At 53.3% G+C, this 16298-nt stretch carries 16 protein-coding genes; 6 read left to right on the forward strand and 10 right to left on the reverse strand.

Annotated elements, in window-relative coordinates; translation table 11 throughout:
* Positions 1-20: 20 nt before the first annotated feature.
* The 4 genes from rodZ to ndk all read right to left on the reverse strand — a co-directional run bounded on the left by rodZ (position 21) and on the right by ndk (position 3742).
* Positions 21-1043 (reverse strand): cytoskeleton protein RodZ, encoded by a 1023-nt coding sequence (gene rodZ / locus EH207_RS12815; protein WP_137714337.1) that lies wholly within the window; start codon positions 1041-1043, stop codon positions 21-23.
* Positions 1033-1791: a type IV pilus biogenesis/stability protein PilW gene (gene pilW / locus EH207_RS12820; protein ID WP_137714338.1), complete on the reverse strand. Its 759-nt coding sequence runs from the start codon at positions 1789-1791 to the stop codon at positions 1033-1035. The genes rodZ and pilW overlap by 11 nt, the downstream gene beginning before the upstream one ends.
* 136 nt (positions 1792-1927) lie before the next feature.
* Positions 1928-3124 (reverse strand): dual-specificity RNA methyltransferase RlmN, encoded by a 1197-nt coding sequence (gene rlmN / locus EH207_RS12825; RefSeq protein WP_137714339.1) that lies wholly within the window; start codon positions 3122-3124, stop codon positions 1928-1930.
* 186 nt (positions 3125-3310) lie between these two features.
* Positions 3311-3742, reverse strand: a complete 432-nt coding sequence (ndk, locus tag EH207_RS12830) for a nucleoside-diphosphate kinase (RefSeq protein WP_137714340.1) — start codon at positions 3740-3742, stop codon at positions 3311-3313.
* Positions 3743-4099: 357 nt separating this feature from the next.
* Here ndk and EH207_RS12835 point away from each other — a divergent pair, with 357 nt between their 5' ends.
* From EH207_RS12835 to EH207_RS12850, 4 genes are all read left to right on the forward strand, one after another.
* On the forward strand, positions 4100-5662 hold the full coding sequence (locus EH207_RS12835) for a PTS transporter subunit EIIC (protein WP_137714341.1): 1563 nt from the start codon (positions 4100-4102) through the stop codon (positions 5660-5662).
* Between the two features lie 13 nt (positions 5663-5675).
* Positions 5676-7037 (forward strand): 6-phospho-alpha-glucosidase, encoded by a 1362-nt coding sequence (locus tag EH207_RS12840; protein ID WP_137714342.1) that lies wholly within the window; start codon positions 5676-5678, stop codon positions 7035-7037.
* A 90-nt stretch (positions 7038-7127) separates the two neighbouring features.
* Positions 7128-7997 (forward strand): 3-mercaptopyruvate sulfurtransferase, encoded by an 870-nt coding sequence (gene sseA, locus EH207_RS12845; RefSeq protein ID WP_137714343.1) that lies wholly within the window; start codon positions 7128-7130, stop codon positions 7995-7997.
* Between the two features lie 39 nt (positions 7998-8036).
* Positions 8037-8810, forward strand: coding sequence for a MurR/RpiR family transcriptional regulator (locus EH207_RS12850; protein WP_137714344.1), 774 nt, complete (start codon positions 8037-8039; stop codon positions 8808-8810).
* 24 nt (positions 8811-8834) lie between these two features.
* Here the strand turns inward: EH207_RS12850 and sseB are convergent, their stop codons facing one another.
* From sseB to trmJ, 6 genes are all read right to left on the reverse strand, one after another.
* On the reverse strand, positions 8835-9629 hold the full coding sequence (gene sseB, locus EH207_RS12855; protein ID WP_137714345.1) for an enhanced serine sensitivity protein SseB: 795 nt from the start codon (positions 9627-9629) through the stop codon (positions 8835-8837).
* 56 nt (positions 9630-9685) lie between these two features.
* Positions 9686-10981 carry an aminopeptidase PepB gene (pepB, locus tag EH207_RS12860; RefSeq protein ID WP_137714346.1) on the reverse strand — a complete coding sequence of 432 codons (1296 nt, stop codon included), beginning with the start codon at positions 10979-10981 and terminating at the stop codon, positions 9686-9688.
* A gap of 92 nt (positions 10982-11073) precedes the next feature.
* Complete coding sequence (locus tag EH207_RS18175; protein WP_175413678.1) at positions 11074-11223, reverse strand: Fe-S cluster assembly protein IscX; 150 nt, start codon at positions 11221-11223, stop codon at positions 11074-11076.
* Between the two features lie 46 nt (positions 11224-11269).
* Positions 11270-12484, reverse strand: coding sequence for an IscS subfamily cysteine desulfurase (locus tag EH207_RS12865; RefSeq protein WP_137714347.1), 1215 nt, complete (start codon positions 12482-12484; stop codon positions 11270-11272).
* 237 nt (positions 12485-12721) lie between these two features.
* Positions 12722-13222: a Fe-S cluster assembly transcriptional regulator IscR gene (iscR, locus tag EH207_RS12870; protein ID WP_137714348.1), complete on the reverse strand. Its 501-nt coding sequence runs from the start codon at positions 13220-13222 to the stop codon at positions 12722-12724.
* A 134-nt stretch (positions 13223-13356) separates the two neighbouring features.
* Complete coding sequence (gene trmJ / locus EH207_RS12875) at positions 13357-14079, reverse strand: tRNA (cytosine(32)/uridine(32)-2'-O)-methyltransferase TrmJ (RefSeq protein WP_137714349.1); 723 nt, start codon at positions 14077-14079, stop codon at positions 13357-13359.
* A 120-nt stretch (positions 14080-14199) separates the two neighbouring features.
* Here trmJ and suhB point away from each other — a divergent pair, with 120 nt between their 5' ends.
* Positions 14200-15003, forward strand: coding sequence for an inositol-1-monophosphatase (gene suhB, locus EH207_RS12880; protein ID WP_137714350.1), 804 nt, complete (start codon positions 14200-14202; stop codon positions 15001-15003).
* 168 nt (positions 15004-15171) lie between these two features.
* Positions 15172-16296 carry an ABC transporter substrate-binding protein gene (locus EH207_RS12885; RefSeq protein ID WP_137714351.1) on the forward strand — a complete coding sequence of 375 codons (1125 nt, stop codon included), beginning with the start codon at positions 15172-15174 and terminating at the stop codon, positions 16294-16296.
* The last annotated feature ends 2 nt before the right edge of the window (positions 16297-16298 follow it).

The following is a 16298-nucleotide window of genomic DNA, read 5'->3' on the forward strand; positions in this document are numbered from 1 at the left end:
AACATCACTTAAAGGTTACGTTATTCCGCAGCCAGCGTAAGACGTGCAACCTGATTGCTTCTTACAAACCGGCTCAAATCAACCGGTTTACCCTGGAACTGGATCTGTACGGCTGCTGGGGCGCCAATTTTAAGCGTGTACGGTGTCTGCCCATTAAGATTCAGTGAACCGCCGTTACGTTGCATACCGCTGAACAATTTTTTACCGCTGGCGTCGATCACTTCTAACCAGCAATCGGCGTTAAAATTCATCACCAGCGCAGGTTCGGAAGATACAGCTGAAGGAGGGGGATTATCCGGAGAAACCGCGCCTGTCTCGGGAGCAACCGCGCCGGAACGTAAAGGCGCACTATCAGCCGGCCGGGAAACGTCGGGCTGCGGCGCGGGGGATGGCGTAGCTGACTGGGGATAATCCGTCGCGGAAGGTGGTGGCGCAGACTGCGCCGTCACAGGATTGTCTGACGCCTGGGACGTGGTGTTCTCGGGCGGTTCGACTGGCGTTGATCTAGCTGGATCAGAATCTGCGGGAGCTTGCGGCTCGCTGTTACTCATCAGCGGTACGGCCTGACCTCCATTTTGCGCCTGCATCGCGCTGGCATGGTCGACCATACTGCTGATCTCCTTCTGCTGCTCCTGATGGTTCTGCCACCACCATGCGCCTGTAAATCCCAGCACCACAATCACGATCAGCCAGGTGAAGGTCATCAACCAGCCATCGCGTTTCTTGCGGCTTTTACCCAGAGAGAAGCTTTGCATGGGAGCAACATTGGTTGCCCTCGGCACCACATGTTTATCCAGCATCGGCAACAATTCATCTTCGGGCAAGTGAACCAATTTTGCGTAGGAACGGATATAGCCGCGTAAGAACGTCGGCGCCAGACCTGTCGGCGTATTGCCTTCTTCAATCTCACGAACGGTGGAAAGCTTAAGACACAAACGTTCTGCAACCGTCTGCTGAGTCATCCCCAGACGCTCGCGCGCCTGACGTAACCGTTCGCCGGGAAGAGTTGATTCCGTATTGTTTTTAGTGGCTTCAGTATTCATTAGCTAAGAATTGCTGGTACTGTTTAGATTGTGGAAAACTTCGCGCCAGCGATTTGCCATAACGTTCAATATTGCCATCATGGCCTGCTAACGCGGCGAAACGAATCTGTAACCATAAACTCTCGGCACTGGCCGGAAGAATATGCTGATAAATATCCAGGAGCAATTTGGCCCGCTCGTGATTTCCGGTGGAAAACTGTTTATCAGCCTCTGCCACCAGCGTAACGCCTTTGGCAGGATCATACTTTAGCGCCCTGCTTAAAAGGTTGCGCGCCTCATCATTCTGCCCGGCTTTGAAAAAGCAATACCCCGCATTTTCCAGCGCATCAGCAACCTGACTGTAATCAGGGAGTTGAGCGGCCGCGCTAAACTGCCGTTGCGCCGCATCATACTGCCCTAAACCACATAGAAACGCACCGTAATTATTCATGACGCTACCGCTTTCCGGCGCCAGCGTTAACGCGCGCTGATAACGCCGCCCCGCGGACTCATTTTCCCCGATCCGCTGCTCATAAAGCGCCATGCCCAACTGGGTGCGATAATCCTGCGGGGCGATTGCCAGCGCCTTTTCAAGATTCTGACGCGCCGCATCCAGATTATTGCGAGCCAGATACTCAAGGCCCAATTGTAAACGCGTATGCGCTACCGCCGGATTTATCGTTTCTCGGGAAGAATGAGCGCATCCTGCCAACAGCATTGCGACGATGATCAGCCGCCAAACCTTTCCCTGTCTTAACTGCCGTGTCATTCCTGACTTCCTTTTATCGTCATCCAGCCCGTCATATCAACGACATACTATCTTAATTCCTGACAGGTCACCGCTATCGTAAGATTAACACTGCAAAAATAGCATCACTTCCCGATATTACCAGGACGATTAGGTGTCAGACCGTTTTAACCGTAATAGGTTCACCCGCCATTTTTTTCTTCAGCGTCCGTTTCGTTCTGTCCACCACCTCACCGGCCAGTTGACCACAGGCGGCGTCGATGTCGTCACCGCGAGTTTTGCGCACAATGGTGGTAAACCCATACCCCATGAGAACTTTTGAAAACCGATCGACGCGGCTGTTCGAACTACGGCCGTAAGGCGCGCCGGGGAACGGGTTCCAGGGAATAAGGTTGATCTTGCACGGGGTATCTTTCAGACATTCCGCCAATTGATGAGCATGCTCAGTACCGTCGTTGATGTGATCCAGCATCACATACTCAACCGTCACGCGTCCCTGATTGGCGTTGGATTTCTCCAAATAGCGACGTACCGCGCTCAAAAACACCCCGATATCATACTTCTTGTTAATCGGCATGATCTCATTACGAATTTCATTGTTTGGCGCATGCAGGGAGATAGCCAGCGCGACATCGATCATGTCGCCCAGTTTGTCCAGCGCGGGCACAACCCCTGACGTTGACAGCGTGACGCGGCGTTTTGACAAGCCGAAACCGAAATCATCCAACATGATTTCCATCGCCGGGACGACATTGGTCAGGTTGAGCAGCGGTTCCCCCATGCCCATCATCACCACGTTGGTGATTGGACGCTGGCCGGTGACTTTGAACGCGCCGATAATTTTTGCCGCGCGCCATACCTGGCCAATGATTTCAGATACCCGCAGGTTACGGTTGAATCCCTGCTGCGCGGTTGAACAGAATTTACACTCCAGCGCACAGCCGACCTGTGAAGACACGCACAGCGTCGCGCGATCTTCTTCAGGAATGTACACCGTTTCGACGCGCTGGCCGCCGACCAGAATAGCCCATTTGATGGTGCCATCAGCCGAGCGCTGTTCGTCCACCACGTCAGGCGCCCGAATTTCTGAGACTTCCTGTAATTTGTTACGGAAGGCTTTGTTAATATCCGTCATCTGTGTGAAATCATCACAGCAATAATGATAAATCCATTTCATCACCTGATCGGCGCGAAAAGGCTTTTCTCCCAGGGAGGCGAAAAACTCCCGCATTTGCTGACGGTTAAGATCCAGCAGATTGACCTTTTCCGCATGGGTTTTCGCAACTTGAGAAGCAGCGGCAGACGCCGGTGAAAATTCGGACACGGTTTGTTCAGACACAATTTGTTGAGACATAGGGACTCTTGGCCTCGTTATTACACGTTATGGCGCTAAAGAAGGATGATAAAGAAACGCCCGGTAAGCGCAGGCTCATCCGGGGCGGAGCATTGTACAAAGTTTAAAACAGGTAAGCTACCCTCGCCGCATTTTTTATGGCGGGCCGTCGCAGGCGACATCGGAAATCGCTCCTGCCGCACTGGATTAGCTGTTGCGCGGGTATATTTCGTCAGCGCTGAAGAAATAGGCGATCTCGCGCTGAGCGGACTCATGAGAATCAGAACCATGGACGGCGTTTTCAGTCAAACTGTCGGCAAAATCGGCGCGCAGCGTACCGGCCAGCGCATTTGCCGGATTGGTCGCGCCCATAATGTCACGGTTACGCTGAACCGCATTTTCACCTTCCAGCACCTGCACCATGATCGGGCCGGACATCATGAATTCGACTAAACCGTCAAAAAATGGTTTGCCCCGATGTTCGGCATAAAAGCCTTCGGCCTGTTCACGGGTCAGACACAGCATTTTGGCGGCAACAATGCTGAAACCCGCGCTTTCAAAACGCGCATAAATGGCGCCAATCGCATTTTTGGCTACCGCGTTAGGTTTCACGATGGAAAAGGTACGTTCTACCGTCATATTGACCTCATCAAATAACTATTAGATAGCAGCCGGATTGGAAGAAGGCTAATACCAGCCAGTGCAAGTGGCGCAGATTATAGGGTTAGCGGCACCCGTTGCCTATCGACGAAATAACATTTTATTAGAAAACATTATCCTTCGCCCTGCCTTATTTGGTTTGCCGCTGATGCCCTGTTCTCTTTCATTCAGGGACACCGGCAAAATGTAACAAATCATCGGCGATCACAGTTCTGAACGTCACTTGTAACGTTACGCGTTATTTGTTTTTAAAACAATAGGATAACTAGATATCTTTCCCTATTCGCTGCTAGCCTTACCTTGTACCCCCAATAATGGCCACAAAGAGGGCTGATAATGAAAAACGCGGTCAATGCCTTGCAGAACTTTGGTAAATCCTTGTATGGCCCAGTGTTGATATTACCGATCGTCGGGCTGTTTATCGCCTTTGGCAACGTGTTCGGTAACGGCAATCTGGCCGGTTATATTCCCCTGCTCAACCACCCGCTAATTCAGGATTTTGGTCAACTGATTTCCAAATCCGCCGTCGCTATTCTGGCGAATCTGGCGCTGGTCTTTGCTGTCGGCATTCCCATCGGACTGGCAAAACGCGATAAGGGATATGCGGCCCTTATCGGACTGGTGACGTTCATCATCTTCATCAACGCGATGAACATTACGCTCCAGCTCCAGGGAAAGCTAGTGCCTGCGGCGGAGATGCGCGCTGCCGGACAAGGTATGGCGCTCGGCGTTCAGGTACTGGAGATGGGCGTTTTCGCCGGTATTCTGATCGGGGCCATTGCCGGTTATTTGTATAACCGCTACGCCGGTAAACAGTTCGACGGCGTCATGGCTATCTATTCCGGCCACGGCCTCGTCGCCATTCTGGTCATTCCGCTGGCTATCGCCCTGGGTTTTACGATGAGCGCCATCTGGCCGTTCGCCCAGCAGGGGATTAGCCATCTGGCCTTCGCCATCAAAGGTGCCGGCGCCTTCGGCGTCGCCATCTATGGCTTTCTCGAACGTATCCTGATCCCAACCGGTTTGCATCATCTGGTTTACACCCCGTTCCTGTATACCGAATTGGGGGGAACTGCCGATGTGTGCGGCAAGGTGTATCAGGGCGCGCGTAACATCTACTTTGCTGAAATGGCTTGCCAAAGCGTCAGGCAACTTAGTCCGACGGTGGCGTGGGATGCACGCGGCATCAGTAAAATGTTCGGTCTGACGGCGGCGGCGGCGGCGATGTACGTTACCGCAAAGCCGGAAAAACGCCTGGCGGCCAAAGCGATCCTTATTCCCGCCGCCTTTACCTCCTTCCTGCTCGGCGTGACTGAACCGCTGGAGTTCTCCTTTCTGTTCGTCGCACCACTGCTGTTTGTCGTTCACGCCGTCCTGACGGGTCTGGGTATGATGCTGTTTTCTGTCCTCGGCGTGCATGCGATTGGTGCCAACGGCATTATTGATTTTCTGCTTTACAACCTGCCGCTGGGTATTGAGAAATCCAACTGGCCGATGTACATCGCCGTTGGGTTGATCCTGTCGGTAATTTACTTCTTCGTCTTTCGTTTTCTGATTCTCTATTTCGATATGCCGACGCCAGGACGGGAATCCGACGAGGGAGAAACCCGTCTGTACTCCAAAACGGAATATCAGGCAAAAGCCCAGCAACAGCTCAAAGACGATGCGCGTCTCGTCGGCCTGACCATCATTGCCGGGCTTGGCGGCAAACCGAATATCGACGTGCTGGATAGTTGTTACACCCGTCTGCGCGTCACGGTGCTGGATCCCACCATTGTTGATGATCAACAACTCAAAACCACCGGCGCCAAAGCCGTTATCCGTCAGGGTAACCATGTCCAGGTGGTATACGGACTTCACGTCAAAACCCTACGCGAAGCAGTTGAAAACGCGCTTTAACAGGAGACCGACCATGACGAAACCCCCGTTCATTCTAACTATTGCCGGCGGCGGCAGCACTTATACGCCAGGCATCGTAAAAAGTCTCATGCTGCGCCTCGCGGATTTTCCGTTGGCGGAAATCCGTCTGTACGACCTTGACGGCCAGCGGCAGGACACCATTGCGCCAGTGGTCGAAAAAATCATCCGCGATCATAGTCGCGAGATTACCTGCACCGTCACCACCGATGCTGAAACCGCGCTTCGCGGCGCGCACTTTGTGTTCGCACAGATGCGCGTCGGTCAGTACAGGATGCGCGAGCTGGATGAGAAAATTCCATTGCGCCACGGTGTGGTCGGTCAGGAAACCTGCGGCCCCGGCGGATTGGCCTACGGTCTGCGTACGATCCTGCCGATGGTTGAACTGATCGATCTGGTGGAACGCCACGCCCATCGGGATGCATGGATCGTCAATTATTCTAACCCGGCGGCCATTGTCGCCGAAGGTATTCGCCGCCTGCGCCCCACCGCGCGGGTACTGAATATTTGCGACATGCCGGTGGCATCGATGCGTAATATCGCCGCCGTGCTGGGCGTCGATCAACAAGACATCACGGTGGATTACTTCGGCCTGAATCACTTTGGCTGGTTTACCCGCGTATGGGTGGACGGTGTCGATCGTCTGCCCGAACTGCGCAAGCATATTGCCCGCTATGGTCTGCTGACCGCCGATGCAGCCGATACCGATCCCCAGCATGCCGATCCCTCTTGGGTCAAAACCTGGCGCAATATCAAGCCGATCATGGATCATTTCCCCGAATTCGTGCCGAATCCTTATTTGCAGTATTACCTGATGCCGAATCAGCTTGTTGAGCATCAGAACCCTGATTACACCCGCGCCAACGAAGTGATGGACGGACGCGAGAAGAAGCTATTCGCCGCCGCCGCCAAATATAAAGAAACCGGTGTTCTGCCGGAGGCTTTCCATGTCGGCGTACATGGCGCGTTTATCGTTGATGTGGCCTGCTCGCTGGCCTTCGATCTGCGCCAGCGTCATCTGGTTATTGTGGAAAATAAAGGGGTGATAGCCAACCTGCCTTACGATGCAATGGTCGAAGTCCCGGCGTACATCACCGCGCAAGGGCCTGAACCGGTACGTATGGGGAATGTCCCGCAGTTCCATCGGGCGCTGCTGGAACAGCAATTGGCTTCGGAACAGTTGCTGGTTGAGGCAACGCTGGAAGGCAGCTACGAAAAAGCGTTGCAGGCTTTCACGCTGAACCGCACGGTGCCCACCATGCAACATGCGAAAGCGATTCTGGACGATATGATTGAAGCAAACCGCGAATACTGGCCGCGGCTAAATCAGGCCTACCGCGACGCTGCCGCGCCGTAAACGCATGCTTGTCGGGACAGAAGAAATCGCTGACAATGAAACCTTATTTCACATCGGGGCTGAATCCGTCGGCCCCAGCGTGAGGGGATTATGACAATGTCTTCTTCTGAGTTATCTGTTTCCAATAGAGGGTTTGTTTCCTCAACCTGGCTTGCCGAGCACCTTAACGACAGCACAATCGCTCTCCTTGACGCCCGCATGTTGCCGCCGGGTGAAACAACCCGTGATATCAACGCGGAATACCGTGCCGGTCATTTACCCGGCGCGGTATTTTTTGATATTGAAACGCTGTCCGATCACAATACCGAGCTACCGCATATGCTGCCCCGCGGCGATGATTTCTCCCGCGCCATGAGCAAGCTCGGCGTCAGCCATCAGCAACACGTTGTTATCTACGACGAAGGCAATCTGTTTTCCGCGCCGCGTGCCTGGTGGATGCTGCACATATTTGGCATTGAAAAGATCTCGATCCTCGCTGGTGGACTGGCTGGCTGGAAAAGTCAAAACCTGCCGCTGGAGCAGGGCAATGTCGAACGGGCACCCGCCGTTTTTGAAGCCAGGCTAAATGAAACGGCGATCCGGCAGCGCGGAGACGTGCTGGCGATCAGCCGTGACCAATCCGCACAAATTGTTGATGCCCGCCCTGCCGCCCGCTTTAACGGCGAAGTGGACGAACCTCGCCCCGGCCTGCATCGCGGACATATCCCCGGCAGCCTGAATGTTCCCTGGAGCGAGCTGGTCGCCGACGGGACGTTGAAGCCAAATGCGGAACTGGCGACCATTCTGCATAAGCATGGTGTGAATTTCAGTCAGCCTGTTGTTGCCAGTTGCGGTTCCGGCGTTACCGCCTGCGTGGTTATTCTGGCGCTACACGTACTGAATGTACCAAATGTAACGCTGTATGACGGTGCATGGAGCGATTGGGGCAGCCGCGACGACCTGCCTATTACGCTTAATTGATTCCACGTCTGCCATGAACGGTATCAGGAGGAGCATATCATGGACAACCGGCTGGCCTCCCTGATGCAACGCGGTCAGGCGCTTACCCGCGCGGAATATCGCGTACTTGCCTTTATCGCGGAGCACTCTTCTCTGGTAGGGAAAATGACCGTTCGGGAGCTGGCGCAACAAACGTATGTCTCTACCGCCACCATCATGCGCCTGTGTCAGAAAATAGGCTTCAGCGGCTACAGCGAATTTATTTATCACTGTAAACAACTGCTGGCGACGCCCCCGCGGTTGCCGCCTGCCGCCGTTAATCATATTCCGGCTGCGTTTCAGCGCTTTATGGACAATTACCAGCACACCTTCTCCTATGTTAGTGCCGAAGAAATGGCGGCGTTCAGCCGGATTCTGCGGCAGGAAAGCCATTTTTTTCTCTATGGCGCGGGTTTCTCACATCTGTTCGCCGAATATCTGACGAAAAAACTTCAGGTTTTGGGTAAAGATGCTTTCTCTTCCGGGCTGGGAGACAGCAGAGGGATTTTCCTCAATAATGCGCCGAAATATCAGGTGTTCATTGCCATTTCCCGTAGTGGTGAAACCGAGCAGGTGTTGGATAAGGCACGGATTGCCAAAAATATCGGCATGCAGGTGATCGCCTTCACCAGAGCATCTCTGAATTCATTGGGCGAACTGGCCGATCTGCATTTTCGGCTCTATGACGACGCGGTGCATTATGCGGCGGAGGCCGCGGAGATTAGCTCGTTTGAATCAAATCTGGTGATGATGATCGACCTGTTGCTGTTACAGGCGACAACGGTGGACTCATAATCCACCGTTGTACCGCCCCTCTATTCAGGCGCGGCCGGTGCTTTTGAAATCTCGCAGAAAGCTGCCCCACTTGCGCTCATAAAACGGCGTGGTGTGTTTGATCAGATAGTGGCTGATGCCCGGCTCATTTTCTTTAACCAGACAGATATCGACCGGACGCTCGTCCGGTAGCGTATCGCTGGCTACACTGCCGGCGACGCGGATAATCTCTTCCCTATCCTGATCCGCTTCAATCCCGATGAGTAGATGCGGCTCTTTTTCATTCGGTTCATGGATTTGAGCAAGAAATGCACGGCGCACGTGCCGATACCGGGTAAACAACTGGGTCAGTGAGTCAATCATCTGTACCGGCATTGCCGCGGGCTGGCCAATCAATACCTGAGTATCCTCTTCGATAATCCGCTGCTCAACCAACCCGGTTCCTTCGCCGGACAGCATATGCTCGACTTCCTGCGGTAAAAACTCTTTTCCATACGGCAGCTTAGGATTCAGGAACAGCGTGGCGCCGAGCGTGATCTCGAACAGTGAACGCGCCGGTAATGCCAGAAAAGGGCGCTCTTCGCTAATCACCTGCTGCAAGGCTTCCAGCGAAGAGAAAAAGGGAATGGCTGAGGAGCCATCGGCTTTCTCCCAGTGTTGAATCTGCACGTTACTGCCTGCATGCAGGATCTTTTCACCGGGCGCGTCGCTTTCGTCACTGCCGCCTAGTACAAATACCGTCGCGTCCATTAGTTCGCTGAAAAACTCAGGCCGATGCGCTGGCTCGGTTGCGGCCAGAACCAGCAGTTCTTCCAGTTTATTTTGTGGTGAAAAATCCATAACGCTCCTCAACCTTAACTGCGTTAAAAACCGGGTACTGGCCCGGTTAATCCTGATTATTCGGCCTTGCTTAGCAGCAGATTCGCCAGCGTCCGAACGCCCAGCCCGGTCGCCCCCGCGGACCATTGCTCCACCGCCCCTTTGCGATAGGTTGCGGAACAGTCAATGTGCAGCCAGCCTCGCTGATAATGCTTTACAAAATGCGACAGGAACGCCGCCGCCGTACTCGCGCCCGCGCTGTGCGCAGCCCCGGCGATATTGTTTAAATCCGCAAAGTTGGAAGGAAGTTGGCTGCGGTGGAACTCTTCCAGCGGCAGGCGCCAAAATGGTTCGTCTTCCTGTTTCGCGCTGTCCTGCAATGCCGCCGCCAGTTCATCATCGAAACTGAACAAGGCTTGATAATCGTTACCGAGGGCGGTTTTTGCCGCTCCCGTCAGCGTCGCGCAGTCAATGATCCACTGCGGATTCTGCTCCGATGCGTCGATCAGACCGTCAGCCAGTACCAGACGCCCTTCCGCATCCGTGTTCATCACCTCAACGCTCTTGCCGTTGCGATAGCGAATGATGTCACCCAGCTTGAACGCATTGCCGCTGACCATATTATCCGCGCAGCACAGGTACAGTTTCACCCGCTGTTGCAATCCACGCGCTGCCGCCAGCGCCAACGCGCCCACCACGGTTGCCGCGCCGCCCATATCTGATTTCATGGAGTCCATGTAACTGCTGGATTTCAGACTGTAGCCGCCGGTATCAAAGGTAATGCCTTTACCGACCAGGCAGGCGAATACCGGCGCATCTGGATTACCGGTCGGGTTGTAATCCAGCGCCAGCAGCACGGGAGAACGATCGGAACCACGACCGACCGTATAAAGCCCGGCATAGTTTTGCGTACGCAGATCGTCGCCTTTGGTGATCCGGTAATTGAAGACGTCACCGGCGACATCGTTCAGCAGATCAATCACGCGCGTCGCCAATTGCTCCGGCCCCAACTCTTCTGCCGGCAGGTTGATCGTATCCCTCACCCAGTCAACGATCTTGAGGCGATCGGCCAGTTCTTTCTGATCAGCGCTGTTCAGTTCAGCCCATTCCACCGTGCGTTTCCCCTTAGGCGCACGATACCCTTGCCAGAATGCCCAGCAGTTTTCCAAATCCCAGCCAACGCCTGCCAGTTTAACGTGCTTGACGCCCTGAGCGTCAATTTTACGGGCCGCTCGTTGAATAACCGTCTGCGGGGAATTCCCATTCAGATGAATGGTAAAACCGTTTTCATTCACACTTAACGGCGCTTTCTCACCCCAGCGTGCATCCGCCGGTTGGCTGGAGAGTGAAATCAGCATAGCTTCGCTTGTCATAATTCTGCTCCTGATTGTTTTTTTAGACGCCCTCATTGGGTCGTCATCCAAAAATAAAGCGGGCCGCCGAAGGCAGCCCGTACTATCAACCGTTATTCCGCCTCATCTAACCAGACCAGCGGGATCGCTTCCAGAATTTTTTCATTGGATGCTTCCGGCGCTTCAATGATCGCGCGACTGCCATCCCTTTCAATTCCATAACACACATCAGCCAACGTTGGGTGGATTATCGTCGTGTTCAATGACTTTTTCGTTGTATGCCCCAATCGTCGTCGCCAGTCTGATGAATTAATGATGTAGCCATTCGGCGCTGTTGATCTCCACGCCCTGTTTGAACCTTTCCCACTGCGGGGAAAGATCGCGCAGGCGACTGATGGATTTACGAACCAGCTCAATGGCGTAGTCGATCTCTTCTTCAGTGGTAAAACGTCCCAGAGAGAAGCGGATCGAGCTATACGCCAATCCATCGTTCATACCCAACGCGCGTAATACGTAGGAGGGTTCGAGGCTGGCTGACGTACAGGCGGAACCGGACGAAACGGCCAGATCTTTCAGCGACAAAATCAGCGATTCACCTTCAACATAGTTGAAACTGGCGTTCAGGATATTCGGCGCGCCCTGCTCAATGTCACCATTCAGATAGACTTCTTCGATATCATTAATCCCGCGCCAGAGACGATCGCGCAGCACGCGCAGGCGCGCCATCTCGGTAGCCATTTCTTCTTTCGCGATGCGGTAGGCTTCACCCATGCCGACGATTTGATGGACAGGTAAGGTGCCGGAACGCATACCGCGCTCATGCCCCCCGCCATGCATTTGCGCGTCGATACGAACACGGGGATTACGGCGGACATACAGCGCACCGATGCCTTTCGGCCCATAAATTTTATGACCGGAGAAAGACATCAGATCGACTTTCAACTGGCTCAGATCGATAGGCAGCTTACCCACGCTCTGAGTAGCGTCGACATGGAAAATGATCCCGCGACTACGGCACATATCACCGATGGCCGCGATATCCTGAATCACACCGATTTCGTTGTTGACGTGCATGATGGAAACCAGGACGGTGTCATCACGCATAGCGGACGCCAATTCGTTCAGGTCGATAATACCGTTGCGCTGCGGTGCCAGATAAGTGACTTCATACCCTTCTCGCTCTAACTGTTGGCAGGTATCCAGCACGGCCTTGTGTTCTGTTTTGCTGGTGATAATGTGCTTGCCTTTCATCTGATTGAAGCTGGCGGCGCCTTTGATGGCCAGATTATCCGACTCGGTCGCGCCAGAGGTAAAGACGATCTCACGCGGGTCGGCGCCGACCAATTCAGCAATTTGATTACGAGCGATATCGACGGATTCTTCTGCTTGCCAGCCGAAACGGTGAGAACGGGAAGCCGGGTTGCCGAACGTTCCGTCCAGGGTCAAAAACTGCATCATTTTTTCAGCAACGCGTGCATCAACCGGCGTCGTCGCTGAATAATCCAGATAGATGGGTAACTTCATTGCTCATAAACTCCGTACATCACTTCAAAACGTGCAAAGCGTCTTGTTCATATGACGGGCTATACTACTCTTACCCTGTGGGGCAATGCGATACGTTGTTAAAAACTGCTCGCGAAAATTTCGCCATGCCTTTTAGCGTCATCGTCGCGCAATATAAAAAAACGCTTCCGCGTTTTTTTATAGCGGGCTTGTCTGCCCGCCAAGCTATGAGTTTGAAAATGTTCCGGCGTTTTTATTTCAGGCGCGCAGATTAACGTTGATCTTGTCCTGAATACGGCCATTCGCGGTGGCGGTACGGCGTGTATCCGCATCCTGCCGGTCAGCGACGTCCAGCACTTCTTTATTATTGACCAGTTCATCCAATGTAATGCTGTTCAAAAAGTCTGTAATACGGTCGCTAAGATCGCGCCACAAGGTATGAGTCAGGCAACGATCGCCGCCCTGACAGCTTTCACGACCCTGACAACGCGTCGCGTCGACAGATTCATCCACGGCGGAGATCACCATGCCAACCGCGATTTCATCAGCGCCTTTACCCAGCAGATAACCACCACCCGGGCCTCGCACGCTGGCAACCAAACCGTTTTTACGCAGGCGCGAAAACAACTGCTCCAGATAGGAAAGTGAAATACCCTGGCGTTCAGAAATGTCAGCCAACGGAACCGGGCCTTCCTGGGAATGCAGCGCCACATCAAGCATGGCGGTAACGGCATAACGGCCTTTAGATGTCAGTCTCATGATAATGATACCTGTAGATAAAACATGTATTATGAAAACATGTGTTGGTAAAAACGTAATTCGAGTCTGACATTCCTGAGTGTTTTAGTCAACTATTTAACCGGGTAACTTACTCAAGTATTATTCAAGGGTGTCTAATCGTTCTTTTTCTCAATCGAACTTAATATTCCGCGCAGTATATTCAATTCCTGACTTTCCGGTCGGGCTCGGGTAAACAGCCGACGCAGCTTGTTCATCACCTGTCCCTGATGCGCCTGACGGATAAAGCCGGTTTCCAGCAAAGTTCGCTCAAGGTGCTGATAAAAACGCTCCAGATCGTCCACCAACGGATAAAACGTTTCGCCGTGCGCTTCTTTATTTGCCTGAAAACGATCCAGATGCGCGACGCGCACTTCATAGGCCAGAATCTGCACGGCCATCGCCAGGTTCAACGAACTGTATTCAGGATTAGCAGGGATGGCGACATGATAATGACATTTCTGCAATTCGTCATTCGTCAGGCCAACGCGCTCACGGCCGAAAACCAGCGCCACCGGCGCCTGCTCCGCTTCCTGTGCGGCGCGAACGCCGCACTCACGCGGTTCGAGCATCGGCCAGGGCAGGGTTCGTGAACGTGCGCTGGTTCCCACCACCAAACTGCACCCCTCCAGCGCCTGATCCAACGAATCAACCAGAACGGCGTTGCCAATAACGTCGCTGGCGCCCGCCGCCAGAGCGATGGCCTGAGAATCGGGCTTCACCAGCGGGTTGACCAGATACAACTTGCTCAATCCCATGGTTTTCATTGCCCTGGCAACGGACCCCATGTTGCCGGTATGGGAAGTTTCAACCAGAACAATGCGAATATTGTGTAACATGCGGACTCAATCATGCGAATAAGGAAATCGGAATATTCTAACACAAACTTAGATATTTTCCTTTTCCCCTGCTATACTGCGCCCCGCTTTCTGTTCTTTAACATTCTAGTGGACGATACCATGCATCCGATGCTCAATATCGCTATACGCGCTGCGCGTAAAGGCGGTAATCTCATTGCAAAAAATTACGAAACGCCTGACGCCGTAGAAGCCAGTCAAAAAGGCAGCAACGATTTTGTCACTAATGTCGATCGGGATGCTGAGCGTCTGATCATCGAAGTCATCCGCAAGTCTTATCCGCAACACACCATTATTGGTGAAGAGTGTGGTGAGCTGGCTGCTGAAGATCAGGATATACAATGGATTATCGATCCGCTGGATGGCACCACCAACTTTATCAAACGCCTCCCTCACTTCGCTGTTTCCATTGCTGTACGCATCAAAGGCCGTACGGAAGTCGCCGTTGTTTATGATCCGATGCGAAATGAACTGTTCACGGCGACCCGCGGCCAAGGCGCGCAGTTGAACGGTTATCGCTTGCGCAGCAGCAATGCGCGCGATCTGGATGGCACCGTTCTGGCTACGGGCTTCCCGTTCAAAGTGAAGCAACACGCCAAAAGCTACATCAACATCGTCGCGGCCCTGTTTACCCAATGCGCGGATTTCCGCCGCACCGGTTCAGCGGCGCTCGATCTGGCGTATGTCGCTGCCGGCCGCGTTGACGGGTTCTTTGAAATCGGCCTGAAACCGTGGGATTTTGCCGGCGGCGAACTGCTGGTGCGTGAAGCGGGCGGCGTCGTGACCGACTTTGTTGGCGGCCATAACTACCTTTCTTCGGGAAACTTGGTTGCAGGTAACCCGCGCGTGGTGAAATGTATGCTGTCAACGATGCGTGACGAACTGGGCGACGCGCTGAAACGCTGATTCATTTTCCGGCAATATTCCCATTCCCCACGCCAGCCTCGCGCTGGCGTATTTTTTTTACTTACATAGACCAATAATCCGCATTAATCAGACCATAGACACTACCCATTGATGATAATAATAATTAGAATCATTTACTTTCAATGGAAAATATTTCAGGAATTGATCATGTTAAGAAAGTCTTTCACGCCTCTGTTGCTGACCACCTTTTTCAGCTTTTCCTTCAATGGTTACGCCACGCAGTATCCCTTGACGGTGACCGATATCGACGGGCAGCAGATTCAGGTAAAACAGGCACCTCAGCGGATCGTGCTGCAAGACGGACGGGACATCACGACAATGGCGTTGCTGGATCGGGAGAATCCGTTCCAGCGTCTTGTGGCCTGGAATAATATTCCTAAAAAATCCGACATCGCCACCTGGAATATGCTGAAAACCAAATGGCCGCAGGCCGAAAGCGTTCTGGATATGGGGTTAAGTGATAACGGCGAGGTTGAACTGGAAACGGTGTTGTCCAAACAGCCGGATCTGATGATTGCCCAACTGCGCGCCAAACCGTCACTCAGTCAAAGCGGCGTGCTGGATAAACTCAAGGCGCTCAATATCCCGGTGATGTTCATCGATTCAGAGATCAATCCGGTGAAAAACACCACGATCAGCATCGATTTGCTGGGCAAGGTACTGGATAGGGAAGACAACGCCAAAGCCTACACCGACTTCTATCACCAGCGTCTGGCGGCCATCCAGCAGAAAACCGCCTCGCTAACCAAGAAGGCGAATGTGTTCGTTGAAGCCTGGGCGGGACGTTCGGATAGTTGCTGTTTCAGCCATGCGCACAACGGCTGGGGCGGAATGATTGAAGCGGTCGGCGCCATCAATATTGGTTCGGCGCTTCTGCCCGGCGCCAACGGCTATGTCTCGCTGGAAAAACTCATCAGCATGCAACCCCATACCTACATCATGACCGGCGCCAAGAGAAGGTCCGGCACAAGCAATGCGCTGCCGCTGGGTTATGACGCCGATGCCGCCGACATTCAGGCCAAAGCAGCAAACCTGCTGGCGCGTCCCGGCATCAACCAGATCCCCGCGGTACAGAAAAAACAGGTATTCGGCATCTACCACCCGTTCTATAACCACCCTTACAACATCGTCGGCATAGAGTATCTGGCCAAAGCCATTTACCCGCAGGTATTCCCATCGCTGAATCCTGATGAAACCTACCGTTACATCATCAAGCACTTTACGTCATTGCCTGACAATGGTTTTATTTTCGCCTGGAAACAAGGTGAGTAATT

The organism is Brenneria rubrifaciens, assembly GCF_005484945.1.
Classification (GTDB): Bacteria; Pseudomonadota; Gammaproteobacteria; order Enterobacterales; family Enterobacteriaceae; genus Brenneria; species Brenneria rubrifaciens.

Excerpts from the sequence above, each read along its gene's own strand:
- rodZ (WP_137714337.1), bottom strand. The coding sequence starts at position 1,043 with ATGAATACTGAAGCCACTAAAAACAATACGGAATCAACTCTTCCCGGC.
- pilW (WP_137714338.1), bottom strand. The coding sequence starts at position 1,791 with ATGACACGGCAGTTAAGACAGGGAAAGGTTTGGCGGCTGATCATCGTC.
- rlmN (WP_137714339.1), bottom strand. The coding sequence starts at position 3,124 with ATGTCTCAACAAATTGTGTCTGAACAAACCGTGTCCGAATTTTCACCG.
- ndk (WP_137714340.1), bottom strand. The coding sequence starts at position 3,742 with ATGACGGTAGAACGTACCTTTTCCATCGTGAAACCTAACGCGGTAGCC.
- EH207_RS12835 (WP_137714341.1), top strand. The coding sequence starts at position 4,100 with ATGAAAAACGCGGTCAATGCCTTGCAGAACTTTGGTAAATCCTTGTAT.
- EH207_RS12840 (WP_137714342.1), top strand. The coding sequence starts at position 5,676 with ATGACGAAACCCCCGTTCATTCTAACTATTGCCGGCGGCGGCAGCACT.
- sseA (WP_137714343.1), top strand. The coding sequence starts at position 7,128 with ATGACAATGTCTTCTTCTGAGTTATCTGTTTCCAATAGAGGGTTTGTT.
- EH207_RS12850 (WP_137714344.1), top strand. The coding sequence starts at position 8,037 with ATGGACAACCGGCTGGCCTCCCTGATGCAACGCGGTCAGGCGCTTACC.
- sseB (WP_137714345.1), bottom strand. The coding sequence starts at position 9,629 with ATGGATTTTTCACCACAAAATAAACTGGAAGAACTGCTGGTTCTGGCC.
- pepB (WP_137714346.1), bottom strand. The coding sequence starts at position 10,981 with ATGACAAGCGAAGCTATGCTGATTTCACTCTCCAGCCAACCGGCGGAT.
- EH207_RS12865 (WP_137714347.1), bottom strand. The coding sequence starts at position 12,484 with ATGAAGTTACCCATCTATCTGGATTATTCAGCGACGACGCCGGTTGAT.
- iscR (WP_137714348.1), bottom strand. The coding sequence starts at position 13,222 with ATGAGACTGACATCTAAAGGCCGTTATGCCGTTACCGCCATGCTTGAT.
- trmJ (WP_137714349.1), bottom strand. The coding sequence starts at position 14,079 with ATGTTACACAATATTCGCATTGTTCTGGTTGAAACTTCCCATACCGGC.
- suhB (WP_137714350.1), top strand. The coding sequence starts at position 14,200 with ATGCATCCGATGCTCAATATCGCTATACGCGCTGCGCGTAAAGGCGGT.
- EH207_RS12885 (WP_137714351.1), top strand. The coding sequence starts at position 15,172 with ATGTTAAGAAAGTCTTTCACGCCTCTGTTGCTGACCACCTTTTTCAGC.